This window comes from Haloarcula sp. HT12, from assembly GCF_055271655.1.
Map to the genome: position 1 here is coordinate 1 of NZ_JBUXKW010000007.1, position 18,235 is coordinate 18,235.

Annotated in this window: 17 protein-coding genes; 8 read left to right on the top strand and 9 right to left on the bottom strand. The window is 52.7% G+C overall.

The annotated features are described in order from the left end of the window. The first annotated feature begins 241 nt into the window (after window positions 1–241). On the top strand, window positions 242–1,246 hold the full coding sequence (locus tag ACY9XZ_RS20240; protein WP_463458788.1) for a Cdc6/Cdc18 family protein: 1,005 nt from the start codon (window positions 242–244) through the stop codon (window positions 1,244–1,246). A 286-nt stretch (window positions 1,247–1,532) separates the two neighbouring features. Here ACY9XZ_RS20240 and ACY9XZ_RS20245 read toward each other — a convergent pair whose 3' ends face one another. Continuing rightward, window positions 1,533–4,967: an Eco57I restriction-modification methylase domain-containing protein gene (locus tag ACY9XZ_RS20245; RefSeq protein WP_463458789.1), complete on the bottom strand. Its 3,435-nt coding sequence runs from the start codon at window positions 4,965–4,967 to the stop codon at window positions 1,533–1,535. 192 nt (window positions 4,968–5,159) lie between these two features. Between ACY9XZ_RS20245 and ACY9XZ_RS20250 the strand changes: the two genes are divergently transcribed. From ACY9XZ_RS20250 to ACY9XZ_RS20260, 3 genes are all read left to right on the top strand, one after another. Then, window positions 5,160–5,333, top strand: coding sequence for a hypothetical protein (locus ACY9XZ_RS20250; protein ID WP_463458790.1), 174 nt, complete (start codon window positions 5,160–5,162; stop codon window positions 5,331–5,333). A gap of 452 nt (window positions 5,334–5,785) precedes the next feature. After that, window positions 5,786–7,060 carry a hypothetical protein gene (locus tag ACY9XZ_RS20255; RefSeq protein WP_463458791.1) on the top strand — a complete coding sequence of 425 codons (1,275 nt, stop codon included), beginning with the start codon at window positions 5,786–5,788 and terminating at the stop codon, window positions 7,058–7,060. A 158-nt stretch (window positions 7,061–7,218) separates the two neighbouring features. Continuing rightward, window positions 7,219–7,866 carry a hypothetical protein gene (locus tag ACY9XZ_RS20260; RefSeq protein WP_463458792.1) on the top strand — a complete coding sequence of 216 codons (648 nt, stop codon included), beginning with the start codon at window positions 7,219–7,221 and terminating at the stop codon, window positions 7,864–7,866. Between the two features lie 17 nt (window positions 7,867–7,883). Here the strand turns inward: ACY9XZ_RS20260 and ACY9XZ_RS20265 are convergent, their stop codons facing one another. Beyond that, complete coding sequence (locus ACY9XZ_RS20265; protein ID WP_463458793.1) at window positions 7,884–8,384, bottom strand: hypothetical protein; 501 nt, start codon at window positions 8,382–8,384, stop codon at window positions 7,884–7,886. 216 nt (window positions 8,385–8,600) lie between these two features. Here ACY9XZ_RS20265 and ACY9XZ_RS20270 point away from each other — a divergent pair, with 216 nt between their 5' ends. Continuing rightward, window positions 8,601–10,319 (top strand): transposase, encoded by a 1,719-nt coding sequence (locus ACY9XZ_RS20270; RefSeq protein WP_463458794.1) that lies wholly within the window; start codon window positions 8,601–8,603, stop codon window positions 10,317–10,319. A gap of 320 nt (window positions 10,320–10,639) precedes the next feature. On the opposite strand, the gene ACY9XZ_RS20275 is transcribed toward ACY9XZ_RS20270, so the two are convergent. From ACY9XZ_RS20275 to ACY9XZ_RS20295, 5 genes are all read right to left on the bottom strand, one after another. Beyond that, window positions 10,640–11,125: a hypothetical protein gene (locus tag ACY9XZ_RS20275; protein ID WP_463458795.1), complete on the bottom strand. Its 486-nt coding sequence runs from the start codon at window positions 11,123–11,125 to the stop codon at window positions 10,640–10,642. Beyond that, window positions 11,118–11,990, bottom strand: coding sequence for a ParA family protein (locus tag ACY9XZ_RS20280; RefSeq protein ID WP_463458796.1), 873 nt, complete (start codon window positions 11,988–11,990; stop codon window positions 11,118–11,120). Before ACY9XZ_RS20280 ends, ACY9XZ_RS20275 begins: the two co-directional genes overlap by 8 nt. A gap of 346 nt (window positions 11,991–12,336) precedes the next feature. After that, the gene (locus ACY9XZ_RS20285) at window positions 12,337–12,621 is read right to left on the bottom strand and encodes a hypothetical protein (protein WP_092635550.1); all 285 of its coding nucleotides are present in this window, start codon (window positions 12,619–12,621) and stop codon (window positions 12,337–12,339) included. A gap of 3 nt (window positions 12,622–12,624) precedes the next feature. Next, a complete protein-coding gene (locus tag ACY9XZ_RS20290) occupies window positions 12,625–12,987 on the bottom strand; it encodes a hypothetical protein (RefSeq protein ID WP_463458797.1) in 363 nt (120 codons plus the stop codon). Window positions 12,988–13,532: 545 nt separating this feature from the next. Continuing rightward, on the bottom strand, window positions 13,533–13,925 hold the full coding sequence (locus ACY9XZ_RS20295) for a winged helix-turn-helix domain-containing protein (protein WP_463458798.1): 393 nt from the start codon (window positions 13,923–13,925) through the stop codon (window positions 13,533–13,535). A 112-nt stretch (window positions 13,926–14,037) separates the two neighbouring features. Between ACY9XZ_RS20295 and ACY9XZ_RS20300 the strand changes: the two genes are divergently transcribed. Beyond that, window positions 14,038–14,706 (top strand): DUF7509 family protein, encoded by a 669-nt coding sequence (locus ACY9XZ_RS20300; RefSeq protein ID WP_463458799.1) that lies wholly within the window; start codon window positions 14,038–14,040, stop codon window positions 14,704–14,706. A gap of 196 nt (window positions 14,707–14,902) precedes the next feature. Here the strand turns inward: ACY9XZ_RS20300 and ACY9XZ_RS20305 are convergent, their stop codons facing one another. Next, a complete protein-coding gene (locus ACY9XZ_RS20305) occupies window positions 14,903–15,586 on the bottom strand; it encodes a hypothetical protein (protein WP_463458800.1) in 684 nt (227 codons plus the stop codon). Between the two features lie 45 nt (window positions 15,587–15,631). Then, window positions 15,632–16,648 (bottom strand): nucleotide kinase domain-containing protein, encoded by a 1,017-nt coding sequence (locus tag ACY9XZ_RS20310; protein WP_463458801.1) that lies wholly within the window; start codon window positions 16,646–16,648, stop codon window positions 15,632–15,634. A 153-nt stretch (window positions 16,649–16,801) separates the two neighbouring features. Here ACY9XZ_RS20310 and ACY9XZ_RS20315 point away from each other — a divergent pair, with 153 nt between their 5' ends. Together ACY9XZ_RS20315 and ACY9XZ_RS20320 are read left to right on the top strand one after the other, a co-directional pair. Beyond that, window positions 16,802–17,656 carry a hypothetical protein gene (locus ACY9XZ_RS20315; protein ID WP_463458802.1) on the top strand — a complete coding sequence of 285 codons (855 nt, stop codon included), beginning with the start codon at window positions 16,802–16,804 and terminating at the stop codon, window positions 17,654–17,656. Continuing rightward, window positions 17,653–18,228: a hypothetical protein gene (locus ACY9XZ_RS20320; protein ID WP_254861384.1), complete on the top strand. Its 576-nt coding sequence runs from the start codon at window positions 17,653–17,655 to the stop codon at window positions 18,226–18,228. Before ACY9XZ_RS20315 ends, ACY9XZ_RS20320 begins: the two co-directional genes overlap by 4 nt. Window positions 18,229–18,235: the final 7 nt, after the last annotated feature.

Below are 18,235 nucleotides of genomic sequence, written 5' to 3' on the forward strand. Positions count from 1 at the left end.
AGGATTCTGCCAACAATCCTGTTCATGAAACTGATCGGTTCGAGCATATGCATTGAGATTGCCAGTCTCAACTACTGCGCGGCCGCCGTTCGGACAGAGCTCTAGTAGATGAATTTCTACAAATCAAAAGGTTCCTGATAAGTGTGCTCCGAGGCTGCTGAGGTGACGGTAGAGTACGATTCTCGGAAGATTCGGAAACTACACCCTTCCGTTTATCCGAATGGTTTCCGAATTACTACGTATGATTACCAACGCTCGCGTGTTACAACCCGAGTTCATTCCTCGGGAGGTGAAACACCGATCCGCTGAGGTAAGCCACCTCTCCGACACACTGCGTCCGATTATGACCGAGGGACGCCCGGAGCCATCGTTCCTGTACGGGCCGTCTGGGGCTGGGAAGACATGCATCGCTAAGTACACTGTCAAGCAACTCCGCGAGAACGTGGTCGACCTGAACTACCAGTACGTGAACTGCTGGGAGGATTACAGCCGATTCAAGACGCTCTACCGGATTCTCGACGGCATCAACGAGACGTTGGACATCCACCGTCAGTCAACCCCGAAAGACGAGCTGCTAGAGCGGCTACGCGAGTATGACGGCGCACACTACGTAGTGATTCTTGACGAGGTTGACCAGCTCCAAGATAAGAAAATTCTCTACGACCTCCATCGGATTCCTCATCTCACAATGATTCTCATTGCGAACCGCGAGGAAGACGTGTTCAGTTTGCTTGATGAACGGCTGTATAGCCGTCTCCAGAACTGCCCCCGCATTCGATTCAACAACTACGACTTGGCGGAGTTGGTGTCGATTATCGAGGATCGAGCGCGGTGGGGACTCAGGCCAGACGCACTCGCACAGAACGAGATGGAACTGATTGCGGACCACGCTGCCGGCGATGCCCGTGCTGCTATCGGTATCCTTCGCAACGCGACCAGGATGGCTTCCCAGCGAGATTATGAACAAATCACAGCTGAACTAATTCGGGAGGCAGTTCCGGAAGCGAATTCGGAACTTCGACAGAAGACGACAGAAAAGCTCACCGACCACCAGCAGATTCTCTACGATATCATCACCGACAGTGGGAAAATCAGTGGCGGCGACCTCTACGAACAGTACTGTACTGAAGTCGACTCTGCCAAAACGCGGCGAACTATGAGGAACTATCTTTCTAAGCTTGAACAATACAATCTCGTCGTCGCATCAGGAAATACAAAAGGGCGGTCCTATAGCCCTCAAACCTGATTGAACGCTTGCTTTCTTATTGAAGCAGGGCAGTTGCTCATTTATAACCTCATCACTCACATGCGGTCAATACAGGCCAAGTCCATATCAATCAGAAGGTCAACCTCTATCAAAACTATCAGAATACACCTGCTGAATACAGCGCGCGTATCTCAAACTGGTCGGTTTGCTTAGTGAGGTAACGTTCAGTATATCAAATCTAAACCGAGATCTGGCACCAGAAGCTAGATAAAGTTCGAAATCGCTTTTGCCACACTGACGGCAATTCAGAACTCTCTGACTACCTCTAATCCTCTAACTCGAAGTCCACCTCGACCAGCTGAGTCTGATTCACGTCGCTCAGCCGGTACTGCTCATCGTACGACTTGACATATTCTATTTCTTCCTCGGTAAGTCCGTACATCGGACCGAACAGTTCGTCGGCCTTGTCAGCAATCGGTTTTAACGCACCCGCCTGCTGAATCATCTCTCGACTTCCTCCGAGGAAACGGTCATTCATCTCATCCCAGAGAACATCAGAAAGTTCGATTATTTTCTCTTCTTTTCCTTCTAACTTTTCCATAGTCGGCACCGGGAAAGAATCAATTGATTTCCAGTTCACGTCTCTCTCGTTTTCGTAAACCATCCAGTACATATAGAATAGAGAAGACTGGAGCAACAGGAAACCCGACCTACGCTCCAATTCATTGTCGAAGTAGAATGGATCGAAGTCTTGCGGCACCTCGTCATCAGGGTACAGATTCTCCAGGCACGGATTGATGAAGTATGCAGGGTGGCGAGATCTCCAGACAACGTGTCCTGTTTCATTAGAACGCTGAGAGATATCTTCAATTACGTTGTCGGAGCAATCCCTGAGCTTCTCAAGAATATTCCGAAGCTCTCTATCTCCAATCTTAGGTAAGCTCTTGTCCTTATCGTCGTTTATTCTGTCACCGAGAATTAAGCCTTCAGTGGGTTGATAATTGATGCCGCTGAAAGCCTCTCTCCTGTTGTCTTCAGTAAACCTGATGAATTTACTGGTCTTGAAAGAGCCCTCACCGTCATCAATTTTTTGAGCGGTTATTATACCTGTCCGTGCCTGCGAGCCTGCAAAGACTTGAGAGGGGCGACGAGTGAAGCAAGCAACTCTTGAGTCTCCAAGGCTCTCCCGTAGAACTTTTCGAACTGATGACGCGTTACTTTGATATGCAAACACCAGAGCAGCTATATTACCGAAGTAACCGCCCTCCTTCATTATCTGAGTTTGCCGCTCAATGAATGGGGCAACTACGTCGTTCACGGTACCGGTCTTGTATCCCTCTGTGAACCGCTTCTCCAAATCGCTTTGAACATCGCCATAAGGCGGATTCCCGACCACGAGATCGAATTCAACCTCATAGCCGCTCCCGTTCTCTTTCTCACGGGTAGCCTCCGGGAACTGCACCGGCCAATGGAACGTTCCATATGCCAGATTCGGGTTATCCGGTTCCAGAGCCATCGAATCCAGCTTTTCCACGTCTGTCCGAAGCAGCTGACGCTCTACCTCGAAGAAGTAGTCGCCACCTACAAAATTCGAAATCGAATCCGCTGAATTCAGGTTGCTTTCAACCAGTTTCGCACTCTTACCATACCTCGGCTCAACGTTGAACCCGGCATCAGCTAACTCCTGCTTTTTTTCCTCAGAAAACTCTTCGTTGTCATATCGGCGGACAGTGACCTTCTGGATAGAAGGGTAGAGAGTATTGAGATCCTCAACCAGTTGTTCCCACTTTGACTCGGATTCAACCTCGTCTTTTATGTAGTGATTCATCTGGTCGAGGAAGTGGCTGTTCAACTCGGGACGGAGATCGTCAATTTGCCGGTCAAGTTCCCGGCGTGAAATCTCACCCTCACGGTAACGCCCACGGACCTCACGGAAGCTGGAAAGATCAAGTTCGAACGAAGTCAAGTCAGACTGACCTTCGCTCCGTGGCGGAAGACCGATCAGGGAGTTTCCCGCGACAATATTGATATCGATGTTTGGTAGTTCGCCGTAATCTCTCTCCCATCCTTCCTCAACCATTTTCAGCCACACACGTAGCTTCGCAATCTCGATGGCAATCGGGTTGATATCAACACCATAGATAGCGTTCAAAACCAGTTCCTTCTTCGACTGATAAATATCAGCATCCGTTAGGTCGTCTCCGTGTAGACCTCGAAGCAGCGACATCCGGATACGGTGTATCTCATCCATTACCCCAGTCAGGAAGTGTCCGGAGCCGCACGCCGGATCAACAACTTTCAGCTCGCCCAGCCGATTGTATGCCTCTCTGAGGGCTTCAGGATCTCTGAAATATCCTTCCCTCTCCTCAATCTCCCGCAGCATCTCTCCGAGTTCGTAGTCGCTGACCAGTTCACGAGCTGTCTCCTCGTCCATATTGGAGGCATCAGAGAGACGAGTGCTGTAGGATTCAACCAGGATCTCGTATGCCTTCGGGTCCACCGTCTCCTTGTTGATTAACTGGATTACGTCGCTCGGAGTGTAGTAAGCTCCCTCGTCCTTCTGGCTTTGACCACTGTTGATGTGGTTGATGGTCATCTCGAAGACTTGGCCAAGAACAGATGGGTCGAGGCTACCGTTGTCTTCTTCCAATTCGGAGCCTTCGATAAGGTCTCGGACGACTGTGATAAGCATCGGGTCGTCGACATCGTACTCTCGCTCTTGCTCCTCCGGAGCGAACAAGCTGCCGTTCAGATACTCGACATCGTCGAACCAGCCCCCTTTGTGCTTCGAGATCCGGTCATCCTTCTCGGTGTTGAATAACGAATAGAAAATCGGTTGAAGCTGAGTCTTGTACAGACCGCCGGTTAACTGATCGACCTCCTGAGCCTCCTGGTACTTCTCAACTCGTTCAGTTAGGAACTGTTCTGGCAGCACCTCATTGTCCTCAAGAAACTTCACGAACAGCAGCCGGTTCACTAGTCTGATAGCGAACTTCCGCTTATCAGCTTCGGAGGCGGAATCTGGGCCTTCGATACTATCTATGAGAGTGGTGTCGTAGTCGAAGCTTCCAGATCCCTCCCCGAACAAGATCTGAACATAAAGATTGTAGAATTCTTCAATCCCGGCTTGTTTCTTTTTCCGGATTCGTTTCGGTGCTTCCTGGGTCAGAAGTTGGTTAAAACTGTCTCGGGTGAAGGTATCGTAGAACTCGGCGGCTTTCTCATCTATATCGACTTCGGAAACTGCTGAGTAGGAGATAGAGGTTCTTTCTGAAGCGATCTTCAGGAGCTCCTGTCGGAAGTTGATTGGAGTTGGATCGATTTGGTCGTAGTCCAGGTAGTCGCCGCCGAGTTCAATCCGGATAAGTGTCCAGGTGATGCCGTCTGTAGCGATGCCGTACTCTGCTCCCTGACTGGCAGCCCGGTTATTCAGGTATTCTTTGATGTCGTTGACGGCATCTTCGGAGCCGTTGAGTTTCTTGTCTTCACCGATTACCTTGACATCGAGGTTTGTGATCCCGAAATCAGGGTAGCCTTCCCCGCCACCGTGAATCTCGTTCTCCCAGTAGAGATCTGTTTCATCGAGCAGTGGTCGAATCAGGTGGCGGCGAACCCAGGGCTCAGGCTGACTTCCGAGTTCGGCAGAGGTCGGAGTGTCTTGCCCTATAAGGACTTCTTCCAGGCGTTGAGGATCCAGCTCTGTATCAAGATCGTCGACGAAATCCTCAAGTATAGAACGGATTTCATCTGGGCCAGGCATTGATAATCGGTCCGTTGCCTGCCTGCGTCTTAACCGCTTTCATCGAAATCTTAGCTGATGAACGGCTGGTAATCCGAATGCTGATAGGATATCGCCCTGATGTTTACAATCTTTTCATAACTTCTTGAAGAGATGACTACCAAGATATATAGTGGAAATAACCATTTTCAGTTGTTAACTTCATTGTCTTATATGGATGCTGAACAGAACTTCTACTACGAGCCATCCGGGGACGAAGAGCTGAGCACATCTGTCGTAACGGCAGTAGCAGAGGCTCACGACGAGGATGTGATTGAACAAAATGGCGCATCAGTGAAGATATTAACACAGATGCGCTTGACGGTCTTTTCCAAGATCACCAACTGAAAATGACGCTTCAGTTTGAAGCTGATACAACCACTGTTACCATAATTGCCGACGAAATGGGCTATCCAATCATCAAAGTCGAGTCTCATCGCTAACTCTGCACGCCTACTGAATAGTTAGTCAGTCAAATCGTGGTGAAGCGAACGCAGTGACATTGATAAATACAGAGGGTTTAGTGAACCCACCTCGACTTGCGAAATGTAAAGCAAGTCGTCACTAGATTCTAGCTTCGTACTCAACGCTATTATGTAGTATGCTGTCTACGTTAACCTCACTTCCCGGCCAAGAAATCATGACAAACTGTAGGTGACGGGCATCGTGAGACACCGACTTGACTCCATTCTGGGCAAGAATGGGAAGACATCGGACACACCTCCAAAACCACTACACCGACAGGGTAACTCTGAAACATATGAACGAAACAGATAATCAGAACAATCACACTATAATTAATGCCTGAGCGATTACCCCAAGACGACTGCTTTGACAAAGCCGCCGAATTCATCGGCGAACGTTGGCTTGAGGAGCAAGTCGAAAAGTACCGGGACGCCGATTCGCACAAAACAGCCCCTCAACTCGTGCAGAATTATCGACGCGCCCAGAAAGAACTCGGGTACGTCGAAGATGAATTCGAATCGCATTTCCCGGAGTTATCCATGCCGACGTTGGAATTCCTCGACCTCGGTCGGTGCGTCATACAGTTAACCGAGTCCGATGCAACCGTCGTCGATCCGGCCACGTTCGAACCAATTGACGTTACTCTCGCAGAGCAATTCAGAGACGGGATTCGGAACTCAAGGCACTACGAACACACACTGTACGAGCTCCGAACCGGGTACTTCTACGACCGCCGCGGGCACACCGTGCAGTTCCTCGCCGAGGACCGCTCCAATTCGAAAACGCCGGATATCCTACTTAGAACACCGTTCAAAGTTTTCGTTGAATGCAAACGTGTTGATGCTGTTAGCGAATCAGTTGAGAAAGCGAAAAGCATCGCTAATAAACTCAACAACCGGACCATCCAGCACTTAGATCCGGGTCACGCGGCCGTCTACGAGTACTCGTCTGAGCCGGAGATGAGCGATCTCACCGGTGTAACTGACAATCTCCCGGAGCGTGTACGGAACGGGCCGGTATCAGTATCGTTGCCATTCGGAACCGTGACGGTGTTTAACGTCAAAAAACGGCACGAGGAAGGGGTGTGGGTGATTGATACTGGGCAGGATGCGCTTGCGAAGCATGATGAGGTGTATGAAACGTACCTGCAACCACTCGTGAAGATGGCCGCCGGGGACGATCTCGGTTTGAATGATGTCGAATCGTGTTTCAACGCAGATTTAATTGACATGCCTGCCCGGACTTTTTTCACGGGCTTAAAATTCTCTTGTGTGCCGTCGCGTTTCGAGAGAAACCGGGTGTCTCGCTTAGCCGGGCAAGTAGATAAGGCGCGTCGGAAATTCGGTAAGGAACACCCTAATATCCTGCATATTGACGCGCCGTTCGGGGCTGACGTCGCCGAGGAGCTCGTTGACGACATTCGTACCGAAGTTGGCCGGCAGCTCGCATCGACCCGTCGAGTGACAGCCGTCACAGTATCCTTGCATTTGAAACAACGGAACGAATCGGGTGCTGAAGCGATTCGGAACCCGGCGATTTCAATCAAACACCTTGACCCGTACTCGGAGTTACCACCGAGTTTCGACGTGTTAGGGACAGATATCACGTAAGAAGAACCGCGTTCAGTGGTGACGGCCGAGGCACCACAACTTCGCAGTTCGCAGGCATATTAAGCAGCCATTCAGTGAGCGGGACACTGAAAATATGTCATCATATATTTCGGAAACTACCCGCTCAATCCTATACTCCCGATAGAATACCTACAACCATGGGCGATTTGAAACCAGTAGCATTCGACATCGAAACGAATGGGTTTGACTCGGACTCAGTCATCACCGTCGCTGGTCTGGCACATCAACTCGGTGAGTTCCTGATTGTGAATACAAACGGGCAACATGTCGATCACACCGAACTAAACCGAGCGATGGAGGCCCACTCAGGACAACATCTCGATTTGGCTGTCTGTCATAGTGAACAGGACCTCTTGGAGACACTTCGTGAGATAGGCGACAGCCATCTCGACGGGGATAGGCACTACCTCACAGCGTTCAATGGAGAGACATGGAAAGGCGGCTTTGACCTCCCATTCCTTCGGACTGCGTGTGTGAGCAACGACGTTGCGTGGCCGTTCCCCGACATGGCCTACGCAGATATGTTCGATATTGTTGACCGATTCAATACCGACGATGTCTGCGACCTCGTCGGTGTCTACAATCAACTCATCGGTGGAGAGACATGCGACCCGTTCGACAAGAGTAGCGAGGCCGTTGACGCCTTTGAGGGCAGGGACTGGGAGGCGCTGCTCTGTCACAATCTTGCAGATATTCGACGGACGCGCGAGATTGCGCTACTAGCGGGTGAATACGTTGCTCAATCAGATTTCCGAATGAAGAATCTAAATCCACCAGACAGGTAGTGATTGGTCAGACTTAACTAGGAACCATCTTCGTCTTTATCTCGGCGGATAAGAGAACTATGGAGAGTGTCATGGCGGTGTTTTTCCCACCACTCATCTGACATCCGTTTTAGCTCCTCGTCGGGCAGGCGTCGCTCTGGTTCAGAATACGCTTCCAACAGAACCGAATCTCTATTGACGTAATCGAGTAGCTGATCCATTTTGTTATCACGGTCACGTTGAACCCGACGAAGTTCACGGATTTTCTTTTCGAGGTCTATATCTAAAACCCAATCGTAGATGCGTTTCCCGGAGTTGGTCAGAGTATATCGCTTTTGCGTTCCGTAATCTGTCGGTCGATGTGTTACTTCTATCAATTCATTTTCAACTGCTTCGTTCAAGCGGTTCGACACTGTTGATGAACTCGCCAACACCGCTTCGTTGATGTTCTGGTAGGTAGCACTCCCAGATCCGATCTCCACAATAACCTCAACAGCACCCTTCTTTTGAAGAAAATCGTCTATCTTGTCAAATCCCATTGTATCGGAGTAGCTGACGAGGTGAGTTATAGTCCCAACCTATTCTTAATTCAAACCAATTCCGCAAATAGACCTATTCTCTTACTAAATCTATTGGTACATCATCTGATGCTATACCCCTTATAATCTCACTTCTCTTCTGTTCAGTCAAAGAATTCGGAAATCACACTCCGAGATATTTGGTTCGAACTAAAGTAAAATTGGGTGATTGAATACATGACTTCCAGGGACTCTCCGGCGGCGTCACAAGCAATTGTGATGAGCGCGAGTGCCGTCTGTGAGGCAGCAAATCATCTCTGGGGAGTCTTGAAACACGTCTCAATTCCTACATCTATACTTACAGACCACCGCGAACAGGGCCGCTCAAATTTCACGACGGAAGCCATGGCCCGAGCGTTTCTCTACAAGGAAATCCGAGAATTGTCGCAAAATGAGTTAGCTGACCGATTGGCAAATCGCCCCTCGCTTCTCAAAGGATTCGGTCTTGAAATCCCACCGCGACAACAGACTATCTCGAACATCTGGGAGAAGTTCAGCCCAGATACACGGCAAATCATAAAATCTGCCGCAACCGGAATCGCGCTCGAAGCCAATAAACAGGGGATTATTCCCGATGCGCTTGTTCCAAGTGACCCAGAAGAGGAGGCCAGCGAAGACGAGAGTGAGGCCGAATATACGAAACAGAAGGCCACCAGGACGATTCGACTCGCCCGAAAACACGCCTTCCCTGAATTTGAGAGTGGGCGGGCACTGAACAGGACCTACGACGATGAGGCAATTCTCGATATGGTCGCACGTATCTGTGAACACAAGGGGAGTGCCCATTCCGAGGGCGAATACGGCTGGCTCACCGATGATGAGCTGACTGCCGATGGGTCGACGATCCTCCGCGTTCTCAAGCAGTTCGCAACACCCGCAGACGAAGATGCACAGCTCACGATTGACGAACTTCTCGACGATGATCGAATGCCAGCCATCGACCGAATCCGTGACGAGTTGATGAGCGCGTTCGATAGTGCAACAGAGAATATCATCAACTCGATCCGTGGAGATACCCCCTTTGATGACCGTGAGAAGGTCGCTGCCATCGATATCACGTATGAGCGAATCTGGACCTCACCGTGGGAGGACAGAGAACGGGAGATAGTCAACACGACCTTCCCACGAATGGCGAGTGGCTACAAGAAAGATGACGAATACAAACGTGGCTTCAAGTACGCCACAATCACGCTGGTGGGTGATATGACTCCGATCATCCTCGGTATTGAGCCAGTCAAAGAAAATTCCAATTGGGAGAAAGACGATGCCCCATCTTATTCGAAAGCAAGCCTTGTTTCACGGCTGTTGGATAGCGCACAGCAGTATGTGGACCTCGACGCAGTGATGTTCGACCGGGGCTTCTACAGCAAAGAGGTCTATGCCGCTGTCGAAGACCGAGGTCTGACGTACCTTTCGCCGGTTCCAAAATATACGGATGAACTGGAGTCCATCGAGGATATCAAGACGACTGACGGTGTCGACGCTGGCGTCAAACACGATGTTCCGATGGGGTTAGACGGTGAGGTTCACCACACGGCAGAATTCATTTACGCGCCAGTCGATGATGACGATGCCGACGGTAATTACGGCGTTTACGTCACAAACCGAGATCATGTCGCGCCGGATGAGATCAATGCCGTCGTGAATCAATACAGCCGCCGATGGGACATCGAGAACCAGTACAAGTCAATCGAGGCACTGCTGCCCCGAACCTCCTCGATGGACTATCGGGTTCGCTTCACTAACTTCGTGCTGACGGCGCTACTCTACAACCTCTGGCGGCTGACGGACTATCTCATCAAGGTGGGGAAAGATAGAGAGATTCGCTCACCGCCAGAGGTCGGCTTCCGAACCTTCGTCAGAGCGTTGGGTTCGTACCTCCGCGAGATTGGGTAGTCCGTAGATCTGATTCTTCGGCTTGCAGAATCTTGAGCGGCAGCTGTCGCGGTTTTCCGTTATTTTCCTAAAGAAAAAGTTAATCTGCTAACACCATCTGGTGAGTTTCTGTATCCGTTTTTATTTCTGGACTAAAACCATCTGACTAATTGGGACAAGTCGCTATTCTCGTTTGTAGCTCCCTTATCTACGAGAAATGTGGTTCGGACCCGGTTCCGAGAATAATCGCGAGACTGCAAGCAGATGGCTTGCTACACAATCTGCATAATGTACAATGCGCACGAAATCTGAATGATGAGGGAAATCACCCAAATCCAATGTTAGTCGTTCGTAGCTTGCTCGCTCAGCATCTCCACAACTTCCTGAAGACGTTCCTCATCGGCTTCGATACCACGCTCCCGGAGGATCTGGAGGGCGACCTCATCACCGTGGTCCGCAATTACCCGGAGACACGCATCTTGAAACTCTCTTCCCTCAAATTCGGGAACATCAAACATAGAGCACGCAGCAGTTACCGATGATCGCATCCGGGTGACGCCAACCCACGTGTCCTCCCGGACATAGAAGCCGTGCATATCGGTCTCATCAAAGGAGAAGGCCGGTCCACCGGTGGATTCGTCCACATCCTCCTCATCCTGCTCAGGAATGGACTCAGTCTCCGACTCTGTGTCCTCAGTAGTTATCTCTTCATCCGGTTGCGGTTCATCCTGGGTGTCAGTACGTTCGTCGTCATCCGATTCGGCTCCTTCCTCCGTTTGTTTGAGCTGTTCAGCGACGTCCCCGAAACGGTCGTCCTCATTAGGCATGGCTGTGTTCCTCCACGAGGTCCGCTAAGTGGTCGAAATTCGGGATCTGGTCGCAATCTTCATCGAACTCCGAGACCGGCATTCCTTGCTTGAACGCGCGAGAAATCGCGGTCCGTTCGCGAATCCCTGGCTTCGGAATACTATCGATGGTGCGTCCCGAATCATCGAGGGCATCGAAGATCTCCGGGTCCACACGAGCGTACTCGGGGACGAATGAACCGAACTCCCGGTTGAGATTTTCAACGAGAGTCCGATGCTCGTTGCGTTGTCCCATTGTTTCGCGAATCATATTCGGAGTGACTGCGAGGATATCCAACCCGATATTCTGCCGGATTGGGGAGATCTGGCGTTCAATCATCTTATTGAGGCCGTTGATCGAGCCAGCACGCGGGATTAGCGGGATTATGACGCGCTGGACGGCGATGAGGGCGTTGTCGGAGAGTTTCCCACGGCCACCTGCGGCATCAATTATCACGTAGTCGTATCCGTTTTGAATGAGCGGATCGACAACGTTCCGTCGAAGCTTCACGTCTGCGAACCGTTCGTCCTTCAGCCTCGTCTCGACGTTCTCGAGCTCGTTACTCGACGGGAGTAGGTGAACGCCGAAGTCCGTCTCGATAAGCAGGTCTTCGGGGTCCTCACCATCGATAAGGGCGTCACCGAGGTTCGCATCGCGGTCGTACGCATCGTCGTACCCAAGCTGGGTCGTCATGTGCCCGTCCTTATCCAGATCCAGTAGTACCGTCTCATGGCCGCGGTCAGCGAGTCGATCAGCGATGTTGAGCGCGATCGTGGATTTTCCTACACCCCCCTTGAGCAACGAGACAGCTGCTCCAGGAAGTCCTTCAAACTCGTCAGCACTCATGAGTCAGCACCCCCGCAATGGGTGGATTTTGTACATTTTGTAGACAATCTACATTGTGTAGATTTTGGAGGTTGCGCTCGTTTCGTTGATAATGTGAGTTTTGCCTTGCTCATACGCGGCTAATGAAGTTCACCCACCTTAATTCTGCGTCAGACAAATTGGGCGTGCTATCTACACAATCTACATTTTGTACATTATTCATATTTTGGGCACAATCCCAACTTCCCCGATCTCTACCATTTAAATATAATCTACGCAATCTACATTATCTAGGTAGAGTCAGATTGGCAAACTCTCATCGGTAAGAGCACACCTCTACTTTTTGTAAGAGAGATCGGTCTAAATGCTACAGGTGCTCATCAAACCAATCTCCAAGACCACCTGAGACATTACGATACGCCCACCTTCCTCCACCACTCTTTGGGATTTGGGTTACGACGATTGAGTCATTCGTGTCGGTGACACCAGTCAGCTCATCGGCGATATCACCCGCGCCTTTGTTTGAAACGTCAACCAACCAGGTGGACTCAAGAGCATCAAATGTCGGACCTAGGGACTCGATCGCCTCGTGGATCTCTTCGTAGTCCTGTCCCGGTTCGTGTAAATCGTAACTGATCTCGTAAACCGTCATGTATTAAGAACTAAAGCTGCTAACGGCTGCACCTGCAATTCCGACAGCGGCCAGGGTATACTTCGGTGCATCATAGATCCCGTGGGCGATCGCATTGCCGGTCTCTGGGTTGTGGCGGTCTAATTCGATTGTCCATTCATCCTCGTACTCCCGGATCTGGAAGCTATCCGTCTCTCGCTGATCCCGGTACACCGCCTCTGCACCAGCTTCAATCGACCAATACGAACGCTCGAATCCCGGAGGGAGCGTAAGTTCGGCAGTCTTCGGAACGGTGATTTTCACTCCGTACCCTTGCTCGCGTGCTAACCGTTTTGCCTCTGCCCAAGAATAGGCGTAACCGCTGTCCTCAGATGGTGAACTGACCATATCTAATTCTAGCAACTAAGTAACATAAAGGCTGAGTAAGCGGGGTGGAAGTGAAACACATTCCTAGCTATTTTTTGGCTCTACATTCCGCACACATTCATCACAATTATCACTACAACCTTCGAGCGCCAAGGAATGCAATGTACAGAATCTACATTATCCACATTATTCACATTATCCTAATGGGTGCGATATCGACATTGTCCAGCCATTCCGATATGAGAAACCGGGGTGGTAGACTGCCTCGGATTCCCGCCAGACCGAGGCACCGTGGTCGTTCGACTATCTACACGACCCCAGACAGGAACGGGAGGTGACCAGTAGAACAGTGACGACGACCGCCTGAGTAATCGATGGATCAGTACTCGTGGTAGTGAAGCTCCACGGCAGCCACGAGACGGATTGCAGAGACGTTCTGATGGTTGCGGAAGAGATCAATCCGATTCAGCAAACCGTGTTTGTTGGTTGGCGATATGATGTGCTGAAACCCGGCAAAAGTTCCGATGAGCGTTGGGAACGACACAGACAGAGAACCCTACGACAGCTTACGAATAGGCGTCGTTGAACTCCCGTTCACGGCGCATCAGCTCTTCGACACCGTGCTCAAGAATACCCCGCCCCATTGCCGTCGGCCGATAGTACGTGTAAAAACCCTGGCTGTCAGCGGTCCGTCGCTGGCGCTTGTCGACAAGCCCGACGTCGACCAGTTCGTCGAGATGGTAGTGGAAATTGTGGGATTCGACCTCGACCGCGGTCTTGAGATCGGCAGCACTCAGTTCGTCGTTGGCGACGAGCGTGCGGAGGATCCGGAACCGCGTCGGGTGGCCGATCGCCTGTTGCATCGCGAGATACTCCTCAAGCGTCAGCCCGCTATCCTCGGGAAGCGGCGGTTCCGGCTGACGAACCTCCTCTGTTGGCTGGCGATCGGTTTCGGACATTTGGGGGTGCCTCGGGTCCTACGTTGGGACGCCACATACTTAGTCGTTCTCGACTAGAATATTCCTGAGAACACCGATATTTATATACTACCGTTCCGAATCGACGAGTCGAATGCGGCAACGGATTATCGATAATCTCCCCCGTGCCGCTGGTGATTCAGATGCGCTCGCTCCAGTCCGGCGGGAACAGTTTCTCGTCTATCTGATGGGCCCATACCGGACATTCGACGTCGACGCGCTGCTGCCGGCGGACGCCGATGTCGAAACCGCTGCCCCGTCATTTGCGACGTGGGACGAGACCAGCGGCGAGTACGCCGAAGACGAGGTGTTGCGGCTCCTGCAGGAGACGCGGGACTGCCTCCGCGACCGCGGATTTAATGCTTTTCTCGCAATCGATGTCGGGATTCCGCTCGACGAGATGGATGCCGCCACACAGAGTATCGCCTTTGCGCAAGCGAGTAATGCAACAATCTTCATCGCTCCACAGGTCGGCGACAATCTCGGTGTCGGGATCGAGATCGGGAGCGTCCTCGAGGAGATTCTGTCGACAGCTGGAATGCAGGGGCCGGCAGCCGATGCAACGCCACCAAGGCGTGCGCGACGGGTGATGGTCGCGACCGAACCATCGGTTCGAAGTGCGATGCTTGGCGCCGTCCACGCGCGCTGGGACGCCAGTGTCCGGACGTTCACCGATGCCGCGGACTGCTGTCGGCTCTGCGCACAGTTCTGTACCCACATTCAGAACGAGGAGCTCTATGGCTCGCTCGACCGTCTGGACTGAGTGGGCTGTCAACCGTGGACTGATGAGGCCAGGGCCTCGTTGACACTCAACCCTAATTTTAGCGTGGACGCTGTTATCGGCGTGTTCCTCCCGTTATCATCTCCTCCGGCGTCTCGTCCACCTCTTATAGGTCCATCAGGTAGGCGTCCAGCCGCGCGACCTGTAACTGTCGGATCGTCCTTTGTTGACTCGCGTATCAGGCCGAAAGAGGCGGATCCTTGAACATCTGGTACATTACATCGACAGAACGGGCGCTCCGCATCCGGTCGAACACATTGACTGGGTCCGCCATCGACAGCTCCATCACGTACCCGTCCGGTCGCTGCAGGACCAGACTCTCTAGGCCGGGCGTGAAAAAGAGGCGTGAATCGCTCTCCCACGCTTCGCACCGCCCGACCTTGTCGTAGACACGATCGAAGAACTCGACGAACGCCTCCTTGTCGTCGGCCAGGTCCTCGATGAACTCTTTCAGGCGGGTAAAGCTGAACCACAACCGGGTGTCGCTACGCTCCATGACGCCGGCTTCCTCGAGGACCTCACCGTAGGCATCCACGTCGAGTTCCCAGAGATAATCGGCGTTCACCCAGTTCGCTGGCTTCAACTGACCGAACGCGCCGTAGGCGCTGTACATCTCGTACAGGTACTCGTCCTCGGACCCGTACTCGACCTTCGCGACTGGCTCCTCTCGCGTCTCGTCGGTGACGTGCTGGAACGGCGCACCCGTATCCTCGTCGGCCGCCCAAGTCAAATGGCGATCGTTCCAGTCCGGGATGAACGCAGCCCCACTAGAAGTGGAAGTGATACCGAACGTCCGATCACCCGGGAGATTGATCTTTACTTTGTCGTCTTTAGCGACGATCTCCAAGCTGAACTTCGTCACGTGCCATGATAGACACCACTTACCTCCGCTTACGGACTGCCGGATTTATATCTTGCTCCGTTCCGGAACCCGGATGTGTGGTGCCGTTTCGTAGATGCTCCGCAGCTCGTTTCCGGACCGGGCCTCGGAGTCCCGGAAGCATCGGCGGGCACGGCCGTTCGAGTGCAGGATCTTGTGGTACTTGTAGAACTCGCAGAGACAGTTCTGGATGTTCGCCAGCGACAGTTCCAGCGGGTCGCCCGCCTCCGTTTCCAGGAAGGGAAAATCCAAATCAAGCCGGTCGAACTCCTCTTGCTGGTGCTGGCGTAGCCACCGCATTACGGCAAGCCGGTCGAATCCGTTGAACTCGGTGACAAGTTGCTTCAATCCCTTCTGCGCGCCCGGTCCCGGTGACGACCAGTCGTCAGGTGAGAACGAGAGTACGCTATCACCGTCGTAGGAATCGACGGGATACAGGAGGTCCACAAGGGTCTGGTAGGAGAGAAAGTTCCCGAACCCAGGTTGCGCCCGGATCAGGTCGTAGGCATCCTCCAGCGAGTCGGCTGCGAGCACCTGGTCGAAGAAGTTGGGGTCCGCGGTGAGCTCGTCGAAGAGCGCAGCCACGTTCTCGACTTTGTCGGATGACCCCATGTGGTTGTAGCCGCTGACCATGTACGCCCCGGTGAACACTGTCTCGTCCAGCTCGTCGCGCCGATGTTTCAACTGGGCCTCAAACTCGGCCGCGTCGAAGTCGTCGAGCGACTGGAACCCGAGATAGTCGTGCGTCTCCAGCCGGCCGATCAACCGGTACAGCATCACATTGAAGATCTTGTCCTGCCGGGACGCATCGACCTCGAGGATGTACTGGATGACGTACTGCGTCCCGGGATCGAGCTCGCGATAAACGTTCGTGAACCGGTATTCTTGGAGAATATCGTCGTCCGTCCACGGCGACTGCTGCCCCTCGACCACCCGACGATACCACACCTGCTGACGTTCGGTGATGAACCGCCAGAACAGGTCAAGCGTATCTTCGTCGAGACTATCCCTGATCTCGTCGGGCTTCGTTAAGGATTGAGACATTACTCGTATGCTGTGAAAACCAGCCGTTGACTCATTGAATCTTACGGGAACCCGTTTTACCGAGCGAACATTCATGCGGAGAAACCTTTAGGCGGCCGGAGGATCGCATCTCTACGTAGTATGAGATATGATTCCGATGCTGCACGCGACTTTATGCCCCCCAACGATCCGTGGGAGGAGCATAATGCATCGGAGGACGCCAAGAGCTATCTGACGCTCTACTACTGCGAGGACGACATCAGCAAGTATCCGGTCCGAGAGGTCACCAAGGTCAACGACAACAAGAGCGATCCGAACCTCGAAACGATGAGTTACGGCCTCTGCTCTACCTGCACCCGGGACATCCGCTCCGGCCTGGTCAAGAACGACCGCCCCTATCTCTTCTTCTGCACCAACTACCACGGCGACCGCCACCTCGCCGGATACTACCACATCGGCTGGCACTCCTTGGGCTGGCCACTGCTCACCAACTACCGGGACGGTAGCATTCAGGATGATTATCGACTGGTGGCCGACGAGATGCACTGGGTCTATCCACCGATCAGTTTCGAGACCGTCGCCGAGGAGACAGGATTCGACGGGATCCAGAGCGGGTTCCGGAAGAAGCTGGTCGGTCCCGACCGGACCGCCGACCTCCTCGCCCTCCTCCACGACCGCGAGGATTATTCTGAGCGGTACATTGAGGAGATCCGCCGGCTGGAACGGATCAACAAGCGGTACCACGAGTACCGGTACCCGACCTGGGAGCGGGAGGACAGTTTCGACTGGGAGTCCGTGGAGAACTACGTCGAGATGGCGACCACGGAGGAGGATGACGGCAATAAGGAAATCCTAGAGCAGAAGGTCGACGAGTTCGACGTCGATCTCGATCTTATCACCTCTAGAGGCGTGTCCGACTGGTTCTGCCTGCTCTGCGAGCATGAGTTCGAGAACGAGGCCCCGCTGAAACTGTGCCCTAACTGTGATAATGGAGGCGGGGTTATTCCCGACCGAGCGATCAACGCATGACCGACTCCACAGACCTCCTTGACCTGCAGAAACGGCAGCAGGAGCACGACGAAGGACATCACCGGGATGTCTACACGCTTCCGTATCCCGACAGGATGAACCACTACGTCCTGCACTTCTCGAAATATGTTGGCCGCCTCTCCCGAGACTACGCTGACGAGGAGACGCGGATGGAACAACTCGAAAAGACGCTGGCGGACAGCTTCATCGTCGCCCTCGCGGCGGCGAACACGCTCAACCTGGACCTGCAGGCGCAGCTGGAGGAGATGTTCGGGATCGAAGCCGAGGGCGTCGCAGAATGGGCGGAACAGCTGGATCCAGCTGACGACCCGATGGATTCGGAGGAGGTCCAGGACTGGCTGTTCCAGCGGATGGCCGCGCCCGCCGGCAGCATGTCGAATGCGATGGAATCCCTCGACCACATGGAGCCGATGAACACCCGGGAACTGCTCGAAGAGGAGACCGTCGAGATCGTCTCGGATCTGCTCATCGCCGCGGAGAATCTGGACGTCGACCTCGAAGCACTGCTGGACGACCGGTGGACGAAGATTGAGGAAGAGTCGATTCTGTGACCGTGGA